Origin of the sequence: Methylocystis parvus OBBP (assembly GCF_027571405.1) — a bacterium.
In the GTDB taxonomy this organism is placed as follows: domain Bacteria; phylum Pseudomonadota; class Alphaproteobacteria; order Rhizobiales; family Beijerinckiaceae; genus Methylocystis; species Methylocystis parva.
The window spans coordinates 409253-424594 of sequence record NZ_CP092968.1 but is presented as its reverse complement, the minus strand read 5'-3'; the positions used below and the strand labels follow the sequence as shown (position 1 = coordinate 424594).

Sequence of the window (15342 nt, the reverse complement as noted above, 5' to 3'; positions counted from 1 at the left end):
CGCCCGATTGGCGACCAATAAGACAGCTGGCGCCCTTATAAAGGTCGTTTCGTATAGATATTGCGCAGCTTGGCATGGGCGTTGCAAACGAAACCCCCACACTGCCCTAGCACAAAGCATAGCTGCCTAAATGAAGATCATCACCGCCATCATCAAACCGTTCAAGCTCGACGAAGTGCGCGATGCGCTCATGACGCTCGAGGTCCATGGAATGACCGCTACGGAAGTCAGGGGTTACGGTCGCCAGAAGGGCCATACGGAAATCTATCGAGGCGCCGAATATGTCGTCGCCTTTTTGCCCAAGGTGAAGATCGAGATCGCGGTCTCCGACGAATTCGTCGAACGCGCCGTGGAATTGATCCGCAGGGCGGCCCATACCGGCCATATTGGCGACGGCAAGATCTTCGTGACGCCGCTCGACCGCGCGGTCCGTATCCGCACCGGCGAGACGGACAACGAGGCGTTGTAACGCCCCATCATTGAAGCGAAGCGACCCCAGAGCCTCGACGCTTTGCCGGATTGCTTCGCTCCTCGCGACGAGGTCGATGCGCCCCGCGACGCCGCCACAAGACAATCCACATAAAACCGGAACGGCCTCTCATGCGAAAGATGTTCGCGGCGCTCGCCTGCGCCCTTCTCGCCACCCCTGCGCTCGCGCAGGATGCGCCCAGGATCGACGGCGCGGACACCGCCTTCGTGATCGTCGCGACGGCGCTGGTGCTGATGATGACGCTGCCCGGCCTCGCGCTTTTCTACAGCGGCATGGTGCGCAAGAAGAACGTGCTCGCCACGATGGCGCAGAGCCTCATCGCGACGGCGGTCGTGTCGCTGCTCTGGATCGCGATCGTCTACAGCCTGACATTTTCGGGCGACGGCGCCTTTATCGGAGACGCGGCGCGCATGATGCTCACGGGCGTCGGGATCGACACGGTGAGCCCGCTCGCCAAGACCATTCCCGAAATCCTCTTCATGGCCTATCAGATGACCTTCTCGATCATCACCTGCGCGCTGATCGGCGGTTCGGTCGCCGAGCGCATGAAATTCTCCGCCTTCATCCTCTTCTGCGTCGTCTGGCTCTTCATCGTCTATGCGCCTTCGGCTCATTGGGTGTGGGGCGGCGGCTTCCTCCAAAAAATGGGCCTGCTCGACTTCGCCGGCGGCACGGTGGTGCATATCAACGCGGGCGTTGCGGGGCTGGTTTGCGCCCTGGTCATGGGCAATCGCGTCGGCTTCGGCCGCGAGAATCTTTCGCCCTTCGACCTCTCGCTCGCCGTCGTCGGCACGGGACTCCTCTGGGTCGGCTGGTTCGGCTTCAATGGCGGCTCGGCGCTCGGCGCCAATTCGCGCGCGGTCTTCGCCATTGTGGCGACGCATCTCGCCGCCTGCTCGGGCGCGATCGTGTGGAGCGGACTGGAATGGCTCGAACGCGGCAAGCCCTCCGTGCTCGGCGTCATCTCCGGCGCGGTCGCGGGCCTCGGAACCATCACGCCGGCCTCCGGCTACATCCTGCCCTGGCATGGCGTCGTCATCGGCCTGATCGCGGGCGTGGTCTGCTATTGGATGTGCACGGTCGCAAAGCACAAGCTCCATTATGACGACACGCTCGACGTCTTCGGCGTCCATGGCGTCGGCGGCATCATGGGCACGCTGCTCGCGGGCGTCTTCGCAACGCGGACAATCACCGCCTCCGGGGGCGACCCCGGCGTCGCGGGCCTGCTGGAGGGCGACATGCATCAGTTCGTCGTGCAGGCGATCGGCGTCGGCGTGACGATCGTCTGGTGCGCGGTCGGGACGCTGATCTCGCTGAAGATCGTGTCCGCGTTCACGAGCCTGCGCGTCGCCGGCGACGACGAGCGCGAGGGTCTGGACATCGCGCTGCATGGCGAGGCGCTGCACCAATAGGCGGCTCCTCGCCGGCGGCGGGCCCCCCTTTCCGGAAGACCGGAGGGAGAGTCTTTTAGTTCTCCGCGCGCGAAGGACGAATGCGCGCGCCTTGCTCCGCCGTTCGAGACGCCTCGAGCGCTTTTGACAGAATCATATATTCGCGGCGCACGACGTCAGCGCCGTAAAGTCGCTCCAGGCGTCGCACCAGAAAATGACTGCGCGCTATTTTTTGATAATGATTCATGAAAATCACATTCACCGTCGCGCCGCCCAGCGCGCCGAGGATCGGCACGGCGCTCGCCGCCGCGCGCTCCGAAATCGCCACGCCGAGCCGCGCGGCGATTTCCGTTACAAAGCGGCCGCCGGCGGATGTCGCGGCCCCCGCGACGCCGCTCTCCACGACGAAACCCGCCATGTCGCGCGAGAGGCGGTTCAGCACTGCGCGCGACGCGTAATAGCTCAAGTCGGTCCGGTTTTTGCCCGGCTGCGCGCTGAGCGCGAAGACCTCGACGCAGGCGAGGCGCGCCTCGAGCGTCGTCAGATCCTCTCCCGAATGGCGCGCGATCTCGGCGATCGAGCGCAGCATCAGGATCGTCGTGACCGGAAGCTCTATTGCGAGGCTCGCAGCGCCGAACAAACCGCCGACGCCGCCGCTGGCGGCCGCCAGCATGACGGCGCTCCTGGCGCGGGGCGGGCCGATGGCTTTCGGCTCGAGCGAGTTCAGGGCGATGGTCAAGCAGCGCAAAACAGCCTTTTGCGCTGCGCGATTGACGCTGGCGCTGAACGGCTTGGGCATCTTCTGCAACGCCTGGGTGATCGGCTGGCTCGCATAATCGGAAAGCTGTTGCGCCAGCGACTCGCGTTCCAGCATCGCGACCGCGCGCGCCAGCATCTTACGATGCTCCGCCGTGAGCGGCGTCGAGCGCGGGTCGATCAGGCTCATCGATAGCGCAGGATCGGGCGCACCGCGTTGAGGCTCGCAAGGATCGCCGAGCCGTTGCTGAGCACCGCGGTCACGGAAGGGCTGATCAGCCCGCCCGGCAAGGCGAGGCCGAGAGCCAAAGTGTTCATGACGACGACGATTCCGTAATTCTGCTTGATAAGGCTTACGGCGCCCCGCGATATCTCAAAAGCTTCGACGAGCTTGTAGAGCGAATCCTCCATGAGGACGACGTCGGCGGACTCATGGGTCACTTCGGCGCCGTGCTTCATCGCGACGCCGACGTCGGCGAAGCTCAGAGCAGGCGAATCGTTGATGCCGTCGCCGACCATCGCCACGATGCGGCCGTCGCGTTGCAGCTCCTGAATCACGTCCGCCTTGTCGGTCGGCAGCATATTGGCGTATTGGCGCGTCAGCCCCAGGCGGCGTCCCACGGCCTTGGCGACAACGGCGTTGTCCCCGGTGAGCAACACCGTGTTTTTGACGCCCATGGAATGCAAGCGCGAAATAACTTCGCTGCTTTCCTTGCGAATCTCATCAGCGTAAGGCGCGAGGCCGGCGAGCTGACCGTCCATTGCGACATACAGGCAGGAATATCCCTGCTCATCGATGCCGGCGCGGTCGCCCGCCGCCGCGTCAGTGCGTATTCCGCTCTCGCGCATGAATCGTTCATTGCCGACATGCAGATAATGCCCTTCAATCTGCCCCTCGACGCCGAGGCCAACCGAGAATTTCATTTCGTCGCATGGCGGGATCGTCACGTCGAGGGCGGCGGCCTTTCGGCGCAGCGCTTCCGCCACCGGATGTTGCAACCGGCTTTCCGCCGCCGCGGCGAGACCCAGGAGGCGATCGCCGGGAATGTGCCGCTGGTATCCGATAATGTCGATCACTTCGGGATTGCCGCGCGTCAGCGTTCCAGTCTTGTCGAAAACGACCGTGTCGACTTCAGCGAGCTTCTCCATATGGCGCCCGCTCTTGATGATGATTCCCTCGCGCGCCGCGCGCGTCATCGACGACAGCACGGCGGTCGGCGCGGCGACGCGGATGCCCGTGCCGTAATCGACGATGACCAGCGACAGGAAGCGAGAGAAGTCGCCGGAGAGCGCCGAAGCCCCCATGGCGACGCCGAGCGTCGGGACGACAAGACGGTCGGCCAGACGCTCGGCGTGATTTTGCATGCGGGTGTCGCCCACTGGCGCGCTGTCGATCAGCCGCACAATCTGCCCCGCCGTGGTGTCCCCGCCGACGCTCTGGGCCCTGATAGTGATCTGTCCTTCGCGGATGACGGTCGCGGCGAAGGCCGCCTCTCCGATTCCGCGCGTCACCGGCAATCCTTCGCCCGTGATTGTCTTCTGATCGATCAGGGCGGCGCCGTCGATGATCTCTCCGTCGACCGGGATCATTTCGCCGGGGTAAACGACCACTTCGTCTCCGACGCAAATGTCCTCGGACGAAACCGAAACGACGGAGCCGTCCCGCAGGATCCATGCGGTTTTCCCACGGAAATCGAGGAGATCGCCGATCGCGCGCTTTGAGCCCGCCGCAGTGAGATCGCGAATCCAGTCGCCAAGCTTGATTAGCCAGGTTATGAGCGCGCCCGCGACATAATTGCCCTGAATGAGCGAAGCGCCGATCGCGAGAGCATCGAGGAAATCGACGTTGAGGCGACCCTCGTTGCGCCAGACCTTATAGGCGCGCAGCGCAATCGGATAGGCGTTCCACAACATCAGCGGCCCGTTGACGAGCCGGACCGCGGGATGGGGCGCGAAAGCCAGCGCGAGCGAGATCGTCGGCGCCAGCAATGGGAAGCGTCTCGACTCGACCTGCTGCCTGGCGAGAAGCTCTTTCGCCTCATGACGGCCGATGTCGCCAGCGCCGTCGCCCGCCGTCAATGCGCGCAGGCCTTCGAGCGTCATGAGCCGCAGTTGACCGAGCGCCAGACGGAAGACCGGCTCCTGCGCGCGCTCATATTCGACGACAAGACTTGCGCAGTCATAATTGATCCGCGCGCTGCGAACGCCTTTCTTGCCCCGCACCCAAGCGAGAACCCCCTCGGAAAGCGCGCGATCGCGACGCAATGAGGGGATGCGCACACGCACGCGGCCGGGCATGTGATGGCGGATCTCGATTTGCATTACTGGCACCTGAAGATTCGAGGCGCGCCCGCGCTGGGGAGTCAGCGGGCCTTTTTGAACGCCATCGGCGCGCGCGCCGAAGCCGGCTGGCGGCGCGGCTGGTGCAGCTCGACGAAATGATTCAAGGTGAATACGCTCAGCGTGAGCCAAACCGGCGTCGCCGCCGTCATGCCAATCTCGAGAACGGTGACGCCGACGACGCTGGCGGCGAGCGCGAGCTTCAAATCCGCGTTGTTGTTCGTCGATTTCCTTATCTCGCGGTCGAGATCCGAAAACAGTCCCACGATCAACCGCGCCGTATGCGAATGCTCCGCGAGGAACTTCGCTTCATCCTCTATTTTATGGACGAGTTGATCCAGTTCGGTCTCTGGCGGGCGGGACCCGTTTACGCCGTGAACGCTGCGATGAAGATGGTCGTGGAATCGGTCGTCTTCATGGTCATAGTGGAGAACGATGCTGCCAGTGTCCGCGTTGATGGTGACGCGCTCAACCCCCGGCAGGACGCCGAAGGCCTCTCCCATCTGACGCAATGCCTCAAGATCGCCCTTGGCGGACGGAATCTTCATGCGCACGCGTCCCGGCGTGTGATGGGCGACGTGGAGCTTATGCTTATGTCTTTTCTTCTTGCTTTTGTGCTTGTGGCCAGTCGCTTCTCCGGCGTCCGCCGCGTCATTCGCAACCACATGCGGGCCTGTTTGCGCTTCTGCGCCTTGCGGGGCCCCCGCTTCCGCCGCTCCCGGGCGGGCAGCCGCGAGGGACGCCTTGCCCGTCTCAGACCCATTGAGCGCCGACATCAGGCTTTAGGCGTCGGCTGCTGCGCCGCCTTCCCCTTCCCTTCGGAATCGACCTCGGCGACAATGTCCTGGAACTGCTCCTGGGTCTCCGCGACGACTTCCTTGGTCTTCTGGCCAAGCTTGTAGACGCCGCGCACCGTGGTTTTGAACAGCGGCGTTAGAGCGGCGCCAAAGCGCGGGAGCACTTTCGGCGCGGCCATGGCCGCAACGCCGAGGACGACGCCAGGAAGCAAGGCCGCTTCGAACAGAGCCACGCCGACGCCGACGGCGCCAACGGTCGCGACGGTGCCGAGGAGGGTCTTGTCCTCGTCGTCCAGAGTAAACTCTTCGTCGCCGTGGTCCGCATGAGCCTCGATCTCGTGGTCGTGCTCCTGCCCTTGGGAATCGCTGCGATGCTCCGCGCCGCTCATATGGTTAGCTCCTTAAATGACCGGATGACCGTAGCTTCGCCGTGCGACACGTTTGTAACGACCGTCGGCCAGACGGGAATCCATGCGGTATTATCGCACCATTTAATGAAAATCATTTATAAACAGATGGATATGCGTCACACTCAAATTTATCGTTGACACAGGGCGGCTTTCACCCTATCCACCGCCCATCCCGCAAACGGAAATTCCCGACATGTACGGCAAAACCTATTCGGCGAAGCCCGCCGATATCGAAAAGAAATGGGTGCTGATCGACGCCTCCGGGCTCGTCGTCGGCCGCCTCGCCACGATCATCGCGCTGCGCCTGCGCGGCAAGCACAAGGCGACCTTCACGCCTCATATGGACGATGGCGACAACATCATCGTCATCAACGCCGACAAGGTGGTGCTGACCGGCCGCAAGCGCGACCAGAAGGTCTATCACTATCACACCGGCTTCCCGGGCGGCATCAAGGAGCGTTCGGCCAAGTTCATCCTCGACGGCCGCTTCCCGGAGCGCGTCCTCGAAAAGGCCGTGCAGCGCATGCTGCCGCGCGGTCCGCTCGGCCGCCAGCAGTTCGGCAATCTGCGCGTCTATAAGGGCGCGGAGCATCCGCACGAAGCGCAGAGCCCGGTGACTCTCAACGTCGCCGCCATGAACGCCAAGAACGTCCGGAGCGCCTGATCATGGCCGAGACTACCCTTTCCTCGCTCGCCGACCTCAATCAGGCCGCTGTCGCCGCCGCGATCGACGCGCCGAAATATGAGCAGAAGCTCGATAAGTATGGCCGCGCCTACGCCACCGGCAAGCGCAAGAACGCCGTCGCCCGCGTGTGGATCAAGCCGGGCTCCGGCAAGATCACCGTCAACGGCCGCGACATCGAGGTTTATTTCGCGCGCCCCGTGCTGCGCATGATCCTTCAGCAGCCGCTGGGCGTCACCAAGCGCGTCGGCCAGTACGACGTCATGGTGTCGGTCGCCGGCGGCGGCCTCTCCGGTCAGGCCGGCGCCGTGCGCCACGGCCTCGCCAAGGCCCTGACCCATTACGAGCCGGAGCTGCGCTCCCCGCTCAAGAAGGAAGGCTTCCTCACCCGCGACAGCCGCGTGGTCGAGCGCAAGAAATATGGCAAGCGCAAAGCTCGCCGCAGCTTCCAGTTCTCGAAGCGCTGATCGGCGTCTTCGCGGAATTTTCACGTCGAAAGCCGGGCCCTGCGCCCGGCTTTTTCTTTCATGGACGCCGCCGGATTTCGCCAATCGCCAAGGATATCCGGCCGGACCGCCCGCTCGATCTGGCAATTCCCCGCATGCGCATCCATTTCGAAATTTCGAAAAAGCAATTCAAAGGAGGGGGAATATGAGCCCGGAAATGTCGAAGAAGGTCGCGACGATTCTCTATTGGATCGGAGTCCTCATCGCCCTGCCCTTCATCCTGCTCATCGGCGCGTCGATCATGCGGATGTTCACGGAGGGGATGGAGGCCAAATATGTCAGCTCGACCTTCCTCGGCCTGTTTGGCGCGGCTTTTTCCTATTCCGTCGGCTATCTGCTGCGCCATATGCTCACGCATCAGGATATTCAAAATTGAATTCCGCCGCACGCCAGCTCGGGCGACCGCAATCGGTCGCCCGAGCTGGTCGAGGCAATCTCTACCGCAAGCTCAAGCTCGCGGGACTTTTTAGTGGCCGCCTTCGAGATGCACGCCGTGATGGTGATGCTTACCCCAATGCGGGCCGTGATACGGCTTGGGGTGATGGTAATGGTGACCATATCCGCCTTCGCGCACGATATGGCTCTTCATCTGGCGATGTTGCGGGTTGCGGTGATGACCGCCTTCGCGGACGACGTCGCCCGTTTCTCCGGTATGGTGGGCCTTCGCCGGGACGCAGGCCATCGCGCCGCTGAACAGGATGGCGCAAAACATCGTCATAGCGTATTTCATCAAATTCCCTCCCCCGGCGGCGATGAGCGCCGCGCTGACCCGGGGCTTGTGTATTGGCGATTTCACGACCGTTTGATGACGGCTCTGGTTACGCCTGTTGCATGCGCTAGATTCCCGATCGTCCCAGGTTGGTTTCAAGAAGGAGCCCGGCATGCGCGCCTACGTCGTCAACGTCCTCGCCATCCTCGCGGCCGCGACGCCGGCTCTTGCCGGCGACCCCCAGATTATCGGCGAGAAGAATGGCAAGGACGTCGTCACCGTGCGCGTGCCGGACGCCTCGACCTCAAAGCAGTCGCTGCCCTTCTTCCCCGGCGTTTCGAACAAGAACGCCGGAGCCAAGAACCTCTCCCTGCTGAAGGTCGTCATCCCGCCCGGCGCTTCGGCGCAGGCGCATGTCCATAAAGGCTACGAGTCGGCGATCTATTTGCTGCAAGGCTCGGTCGAGACAAAATATGGCGAGCATCTCGAAAAGAGCGTCGTCAACGTCGCCGGCGATTTCATTTATATCCCCGCCGACGTGCCGCATCAGCCGACCAATCTCAGCAAGACGGAGCCGGCGATCGCCATTGTCGCCCGCAATGACGGCGACGAGCAGGAGCATGTGATCCTGCTGCCGAAAAAGTAGAAACGGCCAAAGAGTGGAGCCGATGCTCGCCTTCCTACGTTCGCCCGCGGTCGCGCCGATCATTCTGCTCTGCGTGTCCAACTTCTTCATGACCGCCGCCTGGTACGGGCATCTGAAGTTCCCGCGCCTCTCGCTGCCGCAAGCGATCATGATGGGCTGGATCATCGCGCTCTTCGAATATTGCCTGGCCGTCCCCGCGAACCGCATCGGCTACGGCGTCTATTCCGCCGCGCAACTGAAGACGATTCAGGAAGTCGTCACCCTGGTGATATTCACCGTCTTCTCATTTCTTGTCCTCGGCGAAGCGCCGACCTGGCGGACGATGCTTGGCTTCAGCCTGATCGCCGCCGGGGCGTTTTTCGTTTTCGAGACTAAGTGAGAAAGGCGAGCGGACGTCTCGCCGCTTCAAGGATTGCAGCGCCGACAATTCCGAGCGCCGCCATCAGCAGAAAAAACTGCTGGGTCGGCATGCTCGACCAGAAGCCGCCGAGCCATCCGGCGGCGAGATTGCCGAGAAACATCGACCCGAACCATGCGCCCATCAACGCCGCGCGGGCGCCCTCCGGAGCGAGGCGGGAGACGAGCGAAAGGGCGATCGGCGAGAAATGCAGTTCCGCAAGCGTGATGACGACGAAATAGGCGAGCAGCCATAGCCAGCTCGCCCTGGCGCCCGCGCTCCAATAGGCGGCGAGCGCCATCACGCCGTAGCTCATGGCGACGCCGATGCAGCCGATCGAAAGCTTGCGCAGCGTCGAGGGCTCGCGCCCCTGCGCTGCAAGCCGCGCCCAGAGGGCGACGAGCGGCGGCGTCAGGAGAAAGATCATCAGCGGATTGAAGGCCTGAAACCAGGTCACTGGAATTTCGGCCCGCCATCCCGAAATCCCGACGCCGCGATCCGTCGAGGTCGCCGCCCAAAGGGCGATCGTATTGCCCTGCTGCTCAAAGGCGGCCCAGAACAGCGTCGACGGGAGAAAGAGCAAAGCGATGCAAAAGAGCGCGCGCTTCAATCGCGGGTCGGCCGCCGCCGCCGCGGCTCCTCGCGGGAGAGCGTCGGGCGGCAGAAAAGCGCGCCCGGAAAGATAGGTGGCGAGGCCGACGCCCATGCCGATTCCGGCGGCGACGAAACCGTAGTGCCAGCCATATTTCTCGCCGAGCGTGCCGCAAACGAGCGGCGCGAGGAAGGCTCCGATATTGATGCCGACATAAAAGATGGAATAGGCGCGGTCGCGCCGTCCGTCGCCAGACGCGTAAAGTTCGCCCACTTGGGTGGAGACGTTCGGCTTGAAAGCTCCGCACCCGAAGGCGATGAGGAGCAGAGCGACCAGAAACAAGCGTTCGTCCGCCATCATGAAGTGCCCGGCGACCATCATCGCCGCCCCGATGGCGATGGTGCGCGTTCGGCCAAGCAGGCGATCGGCGACGACCCCGCCGAGAACGGGCGTAAGATAGACGAGGCCGGTATAGAGCCCGTAGATCTGCGACGCGAAAGGTTGCGGCGGCAACGGGCCGGAGAGAGCCTCCAGCGCCCTTTTCAGCTCCGCGAGGCCGAGCGCGCCGGTCAAACGCTCCGGCGTCAGCAGATGCTCGACCATATAGAGCACGAGCAGCGCGCGCATGCCGTAATAGGAAAATCGCTCCCACAGTTCCGAGCCGAAGAGGAAAGCGAGCCCGCGCGGATGGCCGAGAAAGCCGACTGGCTTGATCATGCGTCTGAGATTTCCGGTTCGCGGCGCTCGGTCAAGAAGGTAGAAGCCTTTGTGGATAGCGGCAAGGCTGAAGCCAGTTTCGGGGAATGATTCGCCTGCATGAAGCTTGGCATTGCCCGAGCCAGCGCAAGCTTATCACTGAAGTTATAAATCTTAGAATAAGCAGTTATACCTAGATACGCGCCATTTTAATGGCATAGCTATAGTATTTTTGTCGCAATCGTACAACACACTGCACGTTACTTTTCCGATACTCCACTTATCGGCGCTATTTCGGCGCAAATCAGGGTAATAAAAATTTGCACCCGAGAGCTTGGTCCCAAGCACTTCAGCGGGCTCTCAATAAAAGGGCAGATGACATGAAGAAATTTTCTCTCCTCGTCGCCGCGTCGCTTCTCGCGGCCGGATCGGCGGTCGCCGCCGACCTCCCCTCTCGCAAGGAAGCGCCAGTCCTTCCCCCGCCGCCCCCGCCGCCGCCGATCTGGACCGGCTTCTATGGCGGTTTGAACATCGGCGGCGGCTGGCAGGACGCCTCGTCGTCCAATGTCTGGAACAATTGGGCGCTGCTGAATCAGGGCGCCATCGCCGTTCCGGGCGGTTTCCCCGGCGTGGGTTGGGGCTGGGGCGCCAATGGCGGCGGCTCCGCCGGCGTCGTCGGCGGCGGCCAGCTCGGCTATAATTATCAATTCGGCCAATGGCTTCTCGTCGGCGTTGAGACCGATTTCCAGGGAACCAGCATTGGCTCCAACAATGGCGGCGGCTGGGGCGGCAATCTTGCGCGCATCAACTGGTTCGGCACGGTTCGCGGCCGTCTCGGCCTGACCTTCCCGTCCTTTTCGAGCATCCTGCTTTATGGCACGGGCGGCTTCGCCTATGCCGACGTGCAGCGTAACTTCTGGTGGAACCAGAACAGCGCCGTTCAGACGGGCTGGACCGTCGGCGGCGGCGCGGAATGGCTGTTCATGCAGAACTGGTCCGCCAAGGTCGAATATCTCTACACGGACGTTTCCGGCAACAACCAGAACTGGGCGTTCAACCCCGGCTTCGGCCTCAACAACGTCAACAATCACACCCGCTTCCACACGGTCCGCGCGGGCGTGAACTATCACTTCAACCTGTTCAGCGGCGGAGCGCCGGTGCTGGCGAAGTATTGACGTTCAAGCCAGATCGCGGCCCGGCTCAATGACCGAGTCAGTCATCGAAACGCCCTTCTGCTTGGCGACGGCTTCCTGGCCGTCGCTGAGCATGAGGGATTTCTTCTGAAATTTTCTCCCCTTGGGGCGGCGGCGTCAGAATACGCCCGCATCGAGTCCCGCAGCCATCAGCATTCCAAGTTCGCGGCTGGAGGCGAGGAAGTTTTCCCGCCAGTCGCCACGGCAGATCAGCGGCTCCTGTATGGCGCGCCAGCGCAGGCCGGCGACGATCGTTTCGACGCCGCGCCGCGTCCCGGTTCCGTCGCTGCCCGCGCGGATGCAAAGGGCGTAAGGCAGGCCCTCCGTGCGGTCGAGGCAAGGATAGTAGCAGCGGTCGAAGAAATCCTTCAGCGCGCCGCTCATATAGCCGAGATTTTCGGGCGTCAGCAGAAGGACGCCTGCGGCGTCGAGCACGTCGGAGGACTGCGCGTCGAAAGCGGCGCGCGCGCAAACGGTCACGCCCTCAATTTCCGGCGCCTGCGCCCCCTCGATCATCGCGTCCCGCATGCGCCGCGTATTTTCGGACGGCGCATGCGATATGATGAGAAGGCGCTTAAGCGTCACTTGGGATGAAACTCCGGCACGTCGACCGCCCCCGTCGTCACGGCGACCGCGACGACGGCGAGCATGAGCAGCGCCCCGCTGAAGGCGAGGACTGATGCGACGGAGAGCTGATAAAGCGAATCCGTGAGCTTTTCTCCGTAATATCTCACTGCTTCCAATACGGCCATGACGCCCTCCTATGCGCAGGGAGCAGATGCGCGGGAAACCGCGCTTTCTCGAAGATTTATGGCGCAACAAAAACCGCGCCAGCGCCCTGGATCAAATGTCGAAAACTGGGGCTTTCTGATCAGCGGCAACCTAACCTATGCTGCGTCCGCCAGCCTGCGGCGGCCGGGAGACAGCATGCGCAGACCCACTTTGACGGACATATTTCGAAAAAAGCCGCAAACGCTTCCGGCCGTTCTCGCGCCCGACGAATTGGTCAGTCGCATTATGCTGCGCATTTCGGCGCCGCCGCCTTCTTTCTCTCCGGAAGAAAACGCGCTCGGCGCCTCGTCGCTCGCATCCCTGTCTCGCGCCGCTCTCGCTCTCAATCTGTTGCGCCTGCGCGCAGCGCGCGACATCGCCGCGGTTCCCGTGCTGAACGGCTTTCTTCGCCGCGCCTTCAGCACGGAGGATTATTGGCGCGTCGCCGCGGCCTTCGACAAGGGATTGCGCGAGAAGTCGCAGGCCATCGCGCAATCCGGGTCGCCCGACCTGAAGCGGCGCGTCGACGAGGCTCTCAATGCGAATTTCCTCTTTCGCGAGATTGAGGGCGCGCTCGATCAGGCGCTCGGCGCGATCGAAACGCCGACGGACGAGACATTCGACGAAGCCGGCTATCTCGCGGCCAATCCCGACGTCGCCGCCGCCGTCGCGCAAGGCGGAGCGGCGTCCGGACGCAAGCATTGGCGCGCGCATGGGCAGGCGGAAGGCCGCCTACAGCGCCGCTACGGGAAGCGCAACGCCGCGTCGCTGGTTTACCCGCTGCGCTTCGTGCGCGACCCGAATTCGAATGCCCCTGTCGGCGAACTCGAACCCGCCGAGCGAATTGCGACGCCGCAAAAAGCTCCCTACGTCCTGCTGCCGCTCTCTCAAGCGGAAGAACACGATGCGACGCCGAGCTTTTCGCTGGAGACCTCGCTTGGGCGCGACAGCCCGGATTTCTCTCGCCTGCTCGGTCAATGCGCCTGGGCCGCGCCGCCGCTCTATATCGCCGCCTTCGAGGACGCCTGCGTCGACGTCGTCAACGGGCTCGTGACGTTCGATGGCGGCAAGGTCTGGGGCGACTCCGCCTTCGCGACAATCCTCTCGCCCGGAGCGGAAGGCCGCGCGCCGGATATCTTCCGGCTCGGAGACCGCTACGCCTGGCGGCGCGACTCCAGCTTGCTGGAAGAGGCGCCGCCAGGCGCGGCGCTGATGCTTTGCACGAGCTGGGCGAGCCGCGCCAATTACGGCCACTGGCTGATGAACTCGCTATTTTCAGTCTATCTCGTGCTCGACTCCGTTCGCGACGGCCGGCTGAAGCTGCTTTGCCCGCCGCTCGATGATCGCCAAAAGCGCGACCTCGCCACTCTGGGCGCGCCGCCCGAGGCGATCGTCGAAACGAAAGCGCGATATGTGCGCGGCAAGCGCCTGCTATATCCGTCGCCTCTCTGCACCTTCGCCAACACCAAGCCGCCGGCGCGCGCCGCCGAGTTTCTCGACTTCGTCAAACGGCGCTTTGCGCCCCGCATGATTTCGGGGGGGCCGGAATATGTGTTTCTCAGCCGCCAGGGGTTTCCCTCCGCGCGTCGGATGACGAATGAGACGGCTCTCGCCGAAGCCTTGCGCCGCGCCGGATTTCACGTCGCTAGGCCGCACGAAATGCCGCTCGGCGAGCAGATCGCGCTCATGTCGAACGCCAAAGTCGCGATCGGACAATTCGGCGCCGCGCTGTGGAACACGCCCTTCATGCCGGAAGGCGCGAATGTCGTCGAAATCGCGACGAGCAACTATGTCTCGAATGAATATCTCTATATCTCGCATCTTACGGGACATCGCCTGCACAGGGTGATGATCGACGCTTCGGCGACGCCGGGCCGCGCCTATCATGGCGATCATTTCGAATTCGAGGCGCCCGTCGAGTCAATCGTCGCACTGGCGCGCTCGCTCATGTGATGGAACGTGTTGACAAGTTGTCACGCAGCCATCATCCAAGCCGCCCAAAAGAGCGCGTCCCTCGCGAGGTTCACTCCATGGCCACCAAGGTTTTCATCGACGGCGACGCCGGCACGACCGGGCTCGAAATCCGGGAGCGTCTTGCGGCCCGCGCGGATATCGAGATCGTCGCCATCCCCTTCGAGAAGCGCAAGGATGTCGAGGCCAAGCGCGCAATCCTCGCCTCCGTCGACGTCGCCATTCTCTGCCTGCCCGACGCCGCCGCCAAGGAGACGGTCGCGCTCTGCGCCGCGCTTGGCGACGCGGCCCCGCGGCTGCTCGACGCCTCGACCGCGCATCGCGTCGCGCCTGGCTGGGTCTATGGATTTCCCGAGCTTTGCGCCGGACAGGCGGAGGCGGTCGCCGCGGCGAAGCGCGTCGCCAATGTCGGCTGCTACGCCACGGGCTCGATTGCGCTGCTGCGTCCGCTCGTCGACGCCGGCCTGATCCAGCCCGACCAGCCGCTGACGATCAACGCCGTCTCCGGCTATTCGGGCGGCGGGCGCCAGATGATCGAAGCGTACGAAAAGGGGGAAGCGCCCGCTTTCGAACTCTACGCGCTCGGACTCGAACACAAGCACATTCCCGAAATCATGGCCTATTCGAAATTGACGGCGCGGCCGCTCTTTGTCCCGTCGGTAGGCAATTTCCGGCAGGGCATGCTGGTGTCGATCCCGCTCGCGCTCGACGCCCTGCCCGGCAAGCCGAAGGCCGCCGACATCGAGGCCGCCTATCGCCGCCATTACGCGGGCGCGCCGCATGTGCGCGTCGTAGAGGCGCCCGAAACCGGACGCCTCGACGCGCTCGCGCTGAACGGCACGGACGATATGGAGATCTTCGTCTTCGCCAATGAAGCGCAGCGTCACACGGTGCTGGTCGCGCGGCTCGACAATCTCGGCAAGGGCGCGTCGGGGGCGGCCGTGCAGAATCTGGATTTGATGACGGGCGCGTGAGCGACGGCGTTTCGATGCGAC

General features: G+C 63.4%; 18 protein-coding genes. 10 read left to right on the top strand and 8 right to left on the bottom strand.

Annotation, left to right across the window (positions count from 1 at the left end; all coding sequences use genetic code 11):
• The first annotated feature begins 130 nt into the window (after positions 1–130).
• Positions 131–469 (top strand): P-II family nitrogen regulator, encoded by a 339-nt coding sequence (locus tag MMG94_RS02035; RefSeq protein ID WP_016919271.1) that lies wholly within the window; start codon positions 131–133, stop codon positions 467–469.
• A 140-nt stretch (positions 470–609) separates the two neighbouring features.
• Positions 610–1902, top strand: a complete 1293-nt coding sequence (locus tag MMG94_RS02030) for an ammonium transporter (protein ID WP_016919272.1) — start codon at positions 610–612, stop codon at positions 1900–1902.
• A gap of 55 nt (positions 1903–1957) precedes the next feature.
• Here MMG94_RS02030 and MMG94_RS02025 read toward each other — a convergent pair whose 3' ends face one another.
• The 4 genes from MMG94_RS02025 to MMG94_RS02010 all read right to left on the bottom strand — a co-directional run bounded on the left by MMG94_RS02025 (position 1958) and on the right by MMG94_RS02010 (position 6163).
• Positions 1958–2827 (bottom strand): EcsC family protein, encoded by an 870-nt coding sequence (locus tag MMG94_RS02025; RefSeq protein ID WP_016919273.1) that lies wholly within the window; start codon positions 2825–2827, stop codon positions 1958–1960.
• The gene (locus MMG94_RS02020) at positions 2824–4959 is read right to left on the bottom strand and encodes a heavy metal translocating P-type ATPase (RefSeq protein ID WP_016919274.1); all 2136 of its coding nucleotides are present in this window, start codon (positions 4957–4959) and stop codon (positions 2824–2826) included. The genes MMG94_RS02025 and MMG94_RS02020 overlap by 4 nt, the downstream gene beginning before the upstream one ends.
• Before the next feature lie 41 nt (positions 4960–5000).
• Positions 5001–5525, bottom strand: coding sequence for a hypothetical protein (locus MMG94_RS02015; RefSeq protein ID WP_154420079.1), 525 nt, complete (start codon positions 5523–5525; stop codon positions 5001–5003).
• Between the two features lie 227 nt (positions 5526–5752).
• Positions 5753–6163: a DUF5132 domain-containing protein gene (locus tag MMG94_RS02010; protein ID WP_016919276.1), complete on the bottom strand. Its 411-nt coding sequence runs from the start codon at positions 6161–6163 to the stop codon at positions 5753–5755.
• A gap of 214 nt (positions 6164–6377) precedes the next feature.
• Between MMG94_RS02010 and rplM the strand changes: the two genes are divergently transcribed.
• From rplM to MMG94_RS01995, 3 genes are all read left to right on the top strand, one after another.
• Positions 6378–6848 (top strand): 50S ribosomal protein L13, encoded by a 471-nt coding sequence (gene rplM / locus MMG94_RS02005; protein ID WP_016919277.1) that lies wholly within the window; start codon positions 6378–6380, stop codon positions 6846–6848.
• Between the two features lie 2 nt (positions 6849–6850).
• Positions 6851–7333, top strand: a complete 483-nt coding sequence (gene rpsI, locus MMG94_RS02000; RefSeq protein ID WP_016919278.1) for a 30S ribosomal protein S9 — start codon at positions 6851–6853, stop codon at positions 7331–7333.
• Between the two features lie 184 nt (positions 7334–7517).
• Complete coding sequence (locus MMG94_RS01995; protein WP_016919280.1) at positions 7518–7748, top strand: hypothetical protein; 231 nt, start codon at positions 7518–7520, stop codon at positions 7746–7748.
• Positions 7749–7838: 90 nt separating this feature from the next.
• On the opposite strand, the gene MMG94_RS01990 is transcribed toward MMG94_RS01995, so the two are convergent.
• Positions 7839–8102 (bottom strand): hypothetical protein, encoded by a 264-nt coding sequence (locus MMG94_RS01990; protein WP_016919281.1) that lies wholly within the window; start codon positions 8100–8102, stop codon positions 7839–7841.
• 151 nt (positions 8103–8253) lie between these two features.
• Here MMG94_RS01990 and MMG94_RS01985 point away from each other — a divergent pair, with 151 nt between their 5' ends.
• On the top strand, positions 8254–8727 hold the full coding sequence (locus MMG94_RS01985; protein ID WP_016919282.1) for a cupin domain-containing protein: 474 nt from the start codon (positions 8254–8256) through the stop codon (positions 8725–8727).
• A 22-nt stretch (positions 8728–8749) separates the two neighbouring features.
• Positions 8750–9106 (top strand): DMT family protein, encoded by a 357-nt coding sequence (locus tag MMG94_RS01980; protein ID WP_016919283.1) that lies wholly within the window; start codon positions 8750–8752, stop codon positions 9104–9106.
• On the opposite strand, the gene MMG94_RS01975 is transcribed toward MMG94_RS01980, so the two are convergent.
• The gene (locus MMG94_RS01975; RefSeq protein WP_016919284.1) at positions 9099–10433 is read right to left on the bottom strand and encodes a peptide MFS transporter; all 1335 of its coding nucleotides are present in this window, start codon (positions 10431–10433) and stop codon (positions 9099–9101) included. The genes MMG94_RS01980 and MMG94_RS01975 overlap by 8 nt on opposite strands.
• Before the next feature lie 359 nt (positions 10434–10792).
• Between MMG94_RS01975 and MMG94_RS01970 the strand changes: the two genes are divergently transcribed.
• Positions 10793–11587, top strand: a complete 795-nt coding sequence (locus MMG94_RS01970) for an outer membrane protein (RefSeq protein ID WP_016919285.1) — start codon at positions 10793–10795, stop codon at positions 11585–11587.
• A gap of 135 nt (positions 11588–11722) precedes the next feature.
• On the opposite strand, the gene MMG94_RS01965 is transcribed toward MMG94_RS01970, so the two are convergent.
• The gene (locus tag MMG94_RS01965; protein ID WP_016919287.1) at positions 11723–12190 is read right to left on the bottom strand and encodes a flavodoxin family protein; all 468 of its coding nucleotides are present in this window, start codon (positions 12188–12190) and stop codon (positions 11723–11725) included.
• Positions 12187–12357, bottom strand: coding sequence for a hypothetical protein (locus MMG94_RS01960; RefSeq protein WP_016919288.1), 171 nt, complete (start codon positions 12355–12357; stop codon positions 12187–12189). Before MMG94_RS01960 ends, MMG94_RS01965 begins: the two co-directional genes overlap by 4 nt.
• A gap of 175 nt (positions 12358–12532) precedes the next feature.
• On the opposite strand from MMG94_RS01960, the gene MMG94_RS01955 reads away from it, so the two are divergent.
• Both MMG94_RS01955 and argC read left to right on the top strand, forming a co-directional pair.
• Positions 12533–14329 carry a glycosyltransferase family 61 protein gene (locus MMG94_RS01955; RefSeq protein ID WP_154420081.1) on the top strand — a complete coding sequence of 599 codons (1797 nt, stop codon included), beginning with the start codon at positions 12533–12535 and terminating at the stop codon, positions 14327–14329.
• A gap of 77 nt (positions 14330–14406) precedes the next feature.
• Entirely contained in the window at positions 14407–15321 is a 915-nt protein-coding gene (argC, locus tag MMG94_RS01950) for an N-acetyl-gamma-glutamyl-phosphate reductase (protein WP_016919290.1), read from the top strand.
• Positions 15322–15342 lie beyond the last annotated feature (21 nt).

What these genes read in the sequence shown, in the direction of transcription:
- MMG94_RS02025 (WP_016919273.1), bottom strand. Translation starts at nt 2,827, where the DNA reads ATGAGCCTGATCGACCCGCGCTCGACGCCGCTCACGGCGGAGCATCGT.
- MMG94_RS02035 (WP_016919271.1), top strand. Translation starts at nt 131, where the DNA reads ATGAAGATCATCACCGCCATCATCAAACCGTTCAAGCTCGACGAAGTG.
- MMG94_RS01990 (WP_016919281.1), bottom strand. Translation starts at nt 8,102, where the DNA reads ATGAAATACGCTATGACGATGTTTTGCGCCATCCTGTTCAGCGGCGCG.
- MMG94_RS02015 (WP_154420079.1), bottom strand. Translation starts at nt 5,525, where the DNA reads ATGAAGATTCCGTCCGCCAAGGGCGATCTTGAGGCATTGCGTCAGATG.
- MMG94_RS02030 (WP_016919272.1), top strand. Translation starts at nt 610, where the DNA reads ATGTTCGCGGCGCTCGCCTGCGCCCTTCTCGCCACCCCTGCGCTCGCG.
- MMG94_RS01955 (WP_154420081.1), top strand. Translation starts at nt 12,533, where the DNA reads ATGCGCAGACCCACTTTGACGGACATATTTCGAAAAAAGCCGCAAACG.
- MMG94_RS01985 (WP_016919282.1), top strand. Translation starts at nt 8,254, where the DNA reads ATGCGCGCCTACGTCGTCAACGTCCTCGCCATCCTCGCGGCCGCGACG.
- rplM (WP_016919277.1), top strand. Translation starts at nt 6,378, where the DNA reads ATGTACGGCAAAACCTATTCGGCGAAGCCCGCCGATATCGAAAAGAAA.
- MMG94_RS01980 (WP_016919283.1), top strand. Translation starts at nt 8,750, where the DNA reads ATGCTCGCCTTCCTACGTTCGCCCGCGGTCGCGCCGATCATTCTGCTC.
- MMG94_RS02020 (WP_016919274.1), bottom strand. Translation starts at nt 4,959, where the DNA reads ATGCAAATCGAGATCCGCCATCACATGCCCGGCCGCGTGCGTGTGCGC.
- MMG94_RS01975 (WP_016919284.1), bottom strand. Translation starts at nt 10,433, where the DNA reads ATGATCAAGCCAGTCGGCTTTCTCGGCCATCCGCGCGGGCTCGCTTTC.
- MMG94_RS01995 (WP_016919280.1), top strand. Translation starts at nt 7,518, where the DNA reads ATGAGCCCGGAAATGTCGAAGAAGGTCGCGACGATTCTCTATTGGATC.
- MMG94_RS02010 (WP_016919276.1), bottom strand. Translation starts at nt 6,163, where the DNA reads ATGAGCGGCGCGGAGCATCGCAGCGATTCCCAAGGGCAGGAGCACGAC.
- MMG94_RS01970 (WP_016919285.1), top strand. Translation starts at nt 10,793, where the DNA reads ATGAAGAAATTTTCTCTCCTCGTCGCCGCGTCGCTTCTCGCGGCCGGA.
- MMG94_RS01960 (WP_016919288.1), bottom strand. Translation starts at nt 12,357, where the DNA reads ATGGCCGTATTGGAAGCAGTGAGATATTACGGAGAAAAGCTCACGGAT.
- argC (WP_016919290.1), top strand. Translation starts at nt 14,407, where the DNA reads ATGGCCACCAAGGTTTTCATCGACGGCGACGCCGGCACGACCGGGCTC.
- rpsI (WP_016919278.1), top strand. Translation starts at nt 6,851, where the DNA reads ATGGCCGAGACTACCCTTTCCTCGCTCGCCGACCTCAATCAGGCCGCT.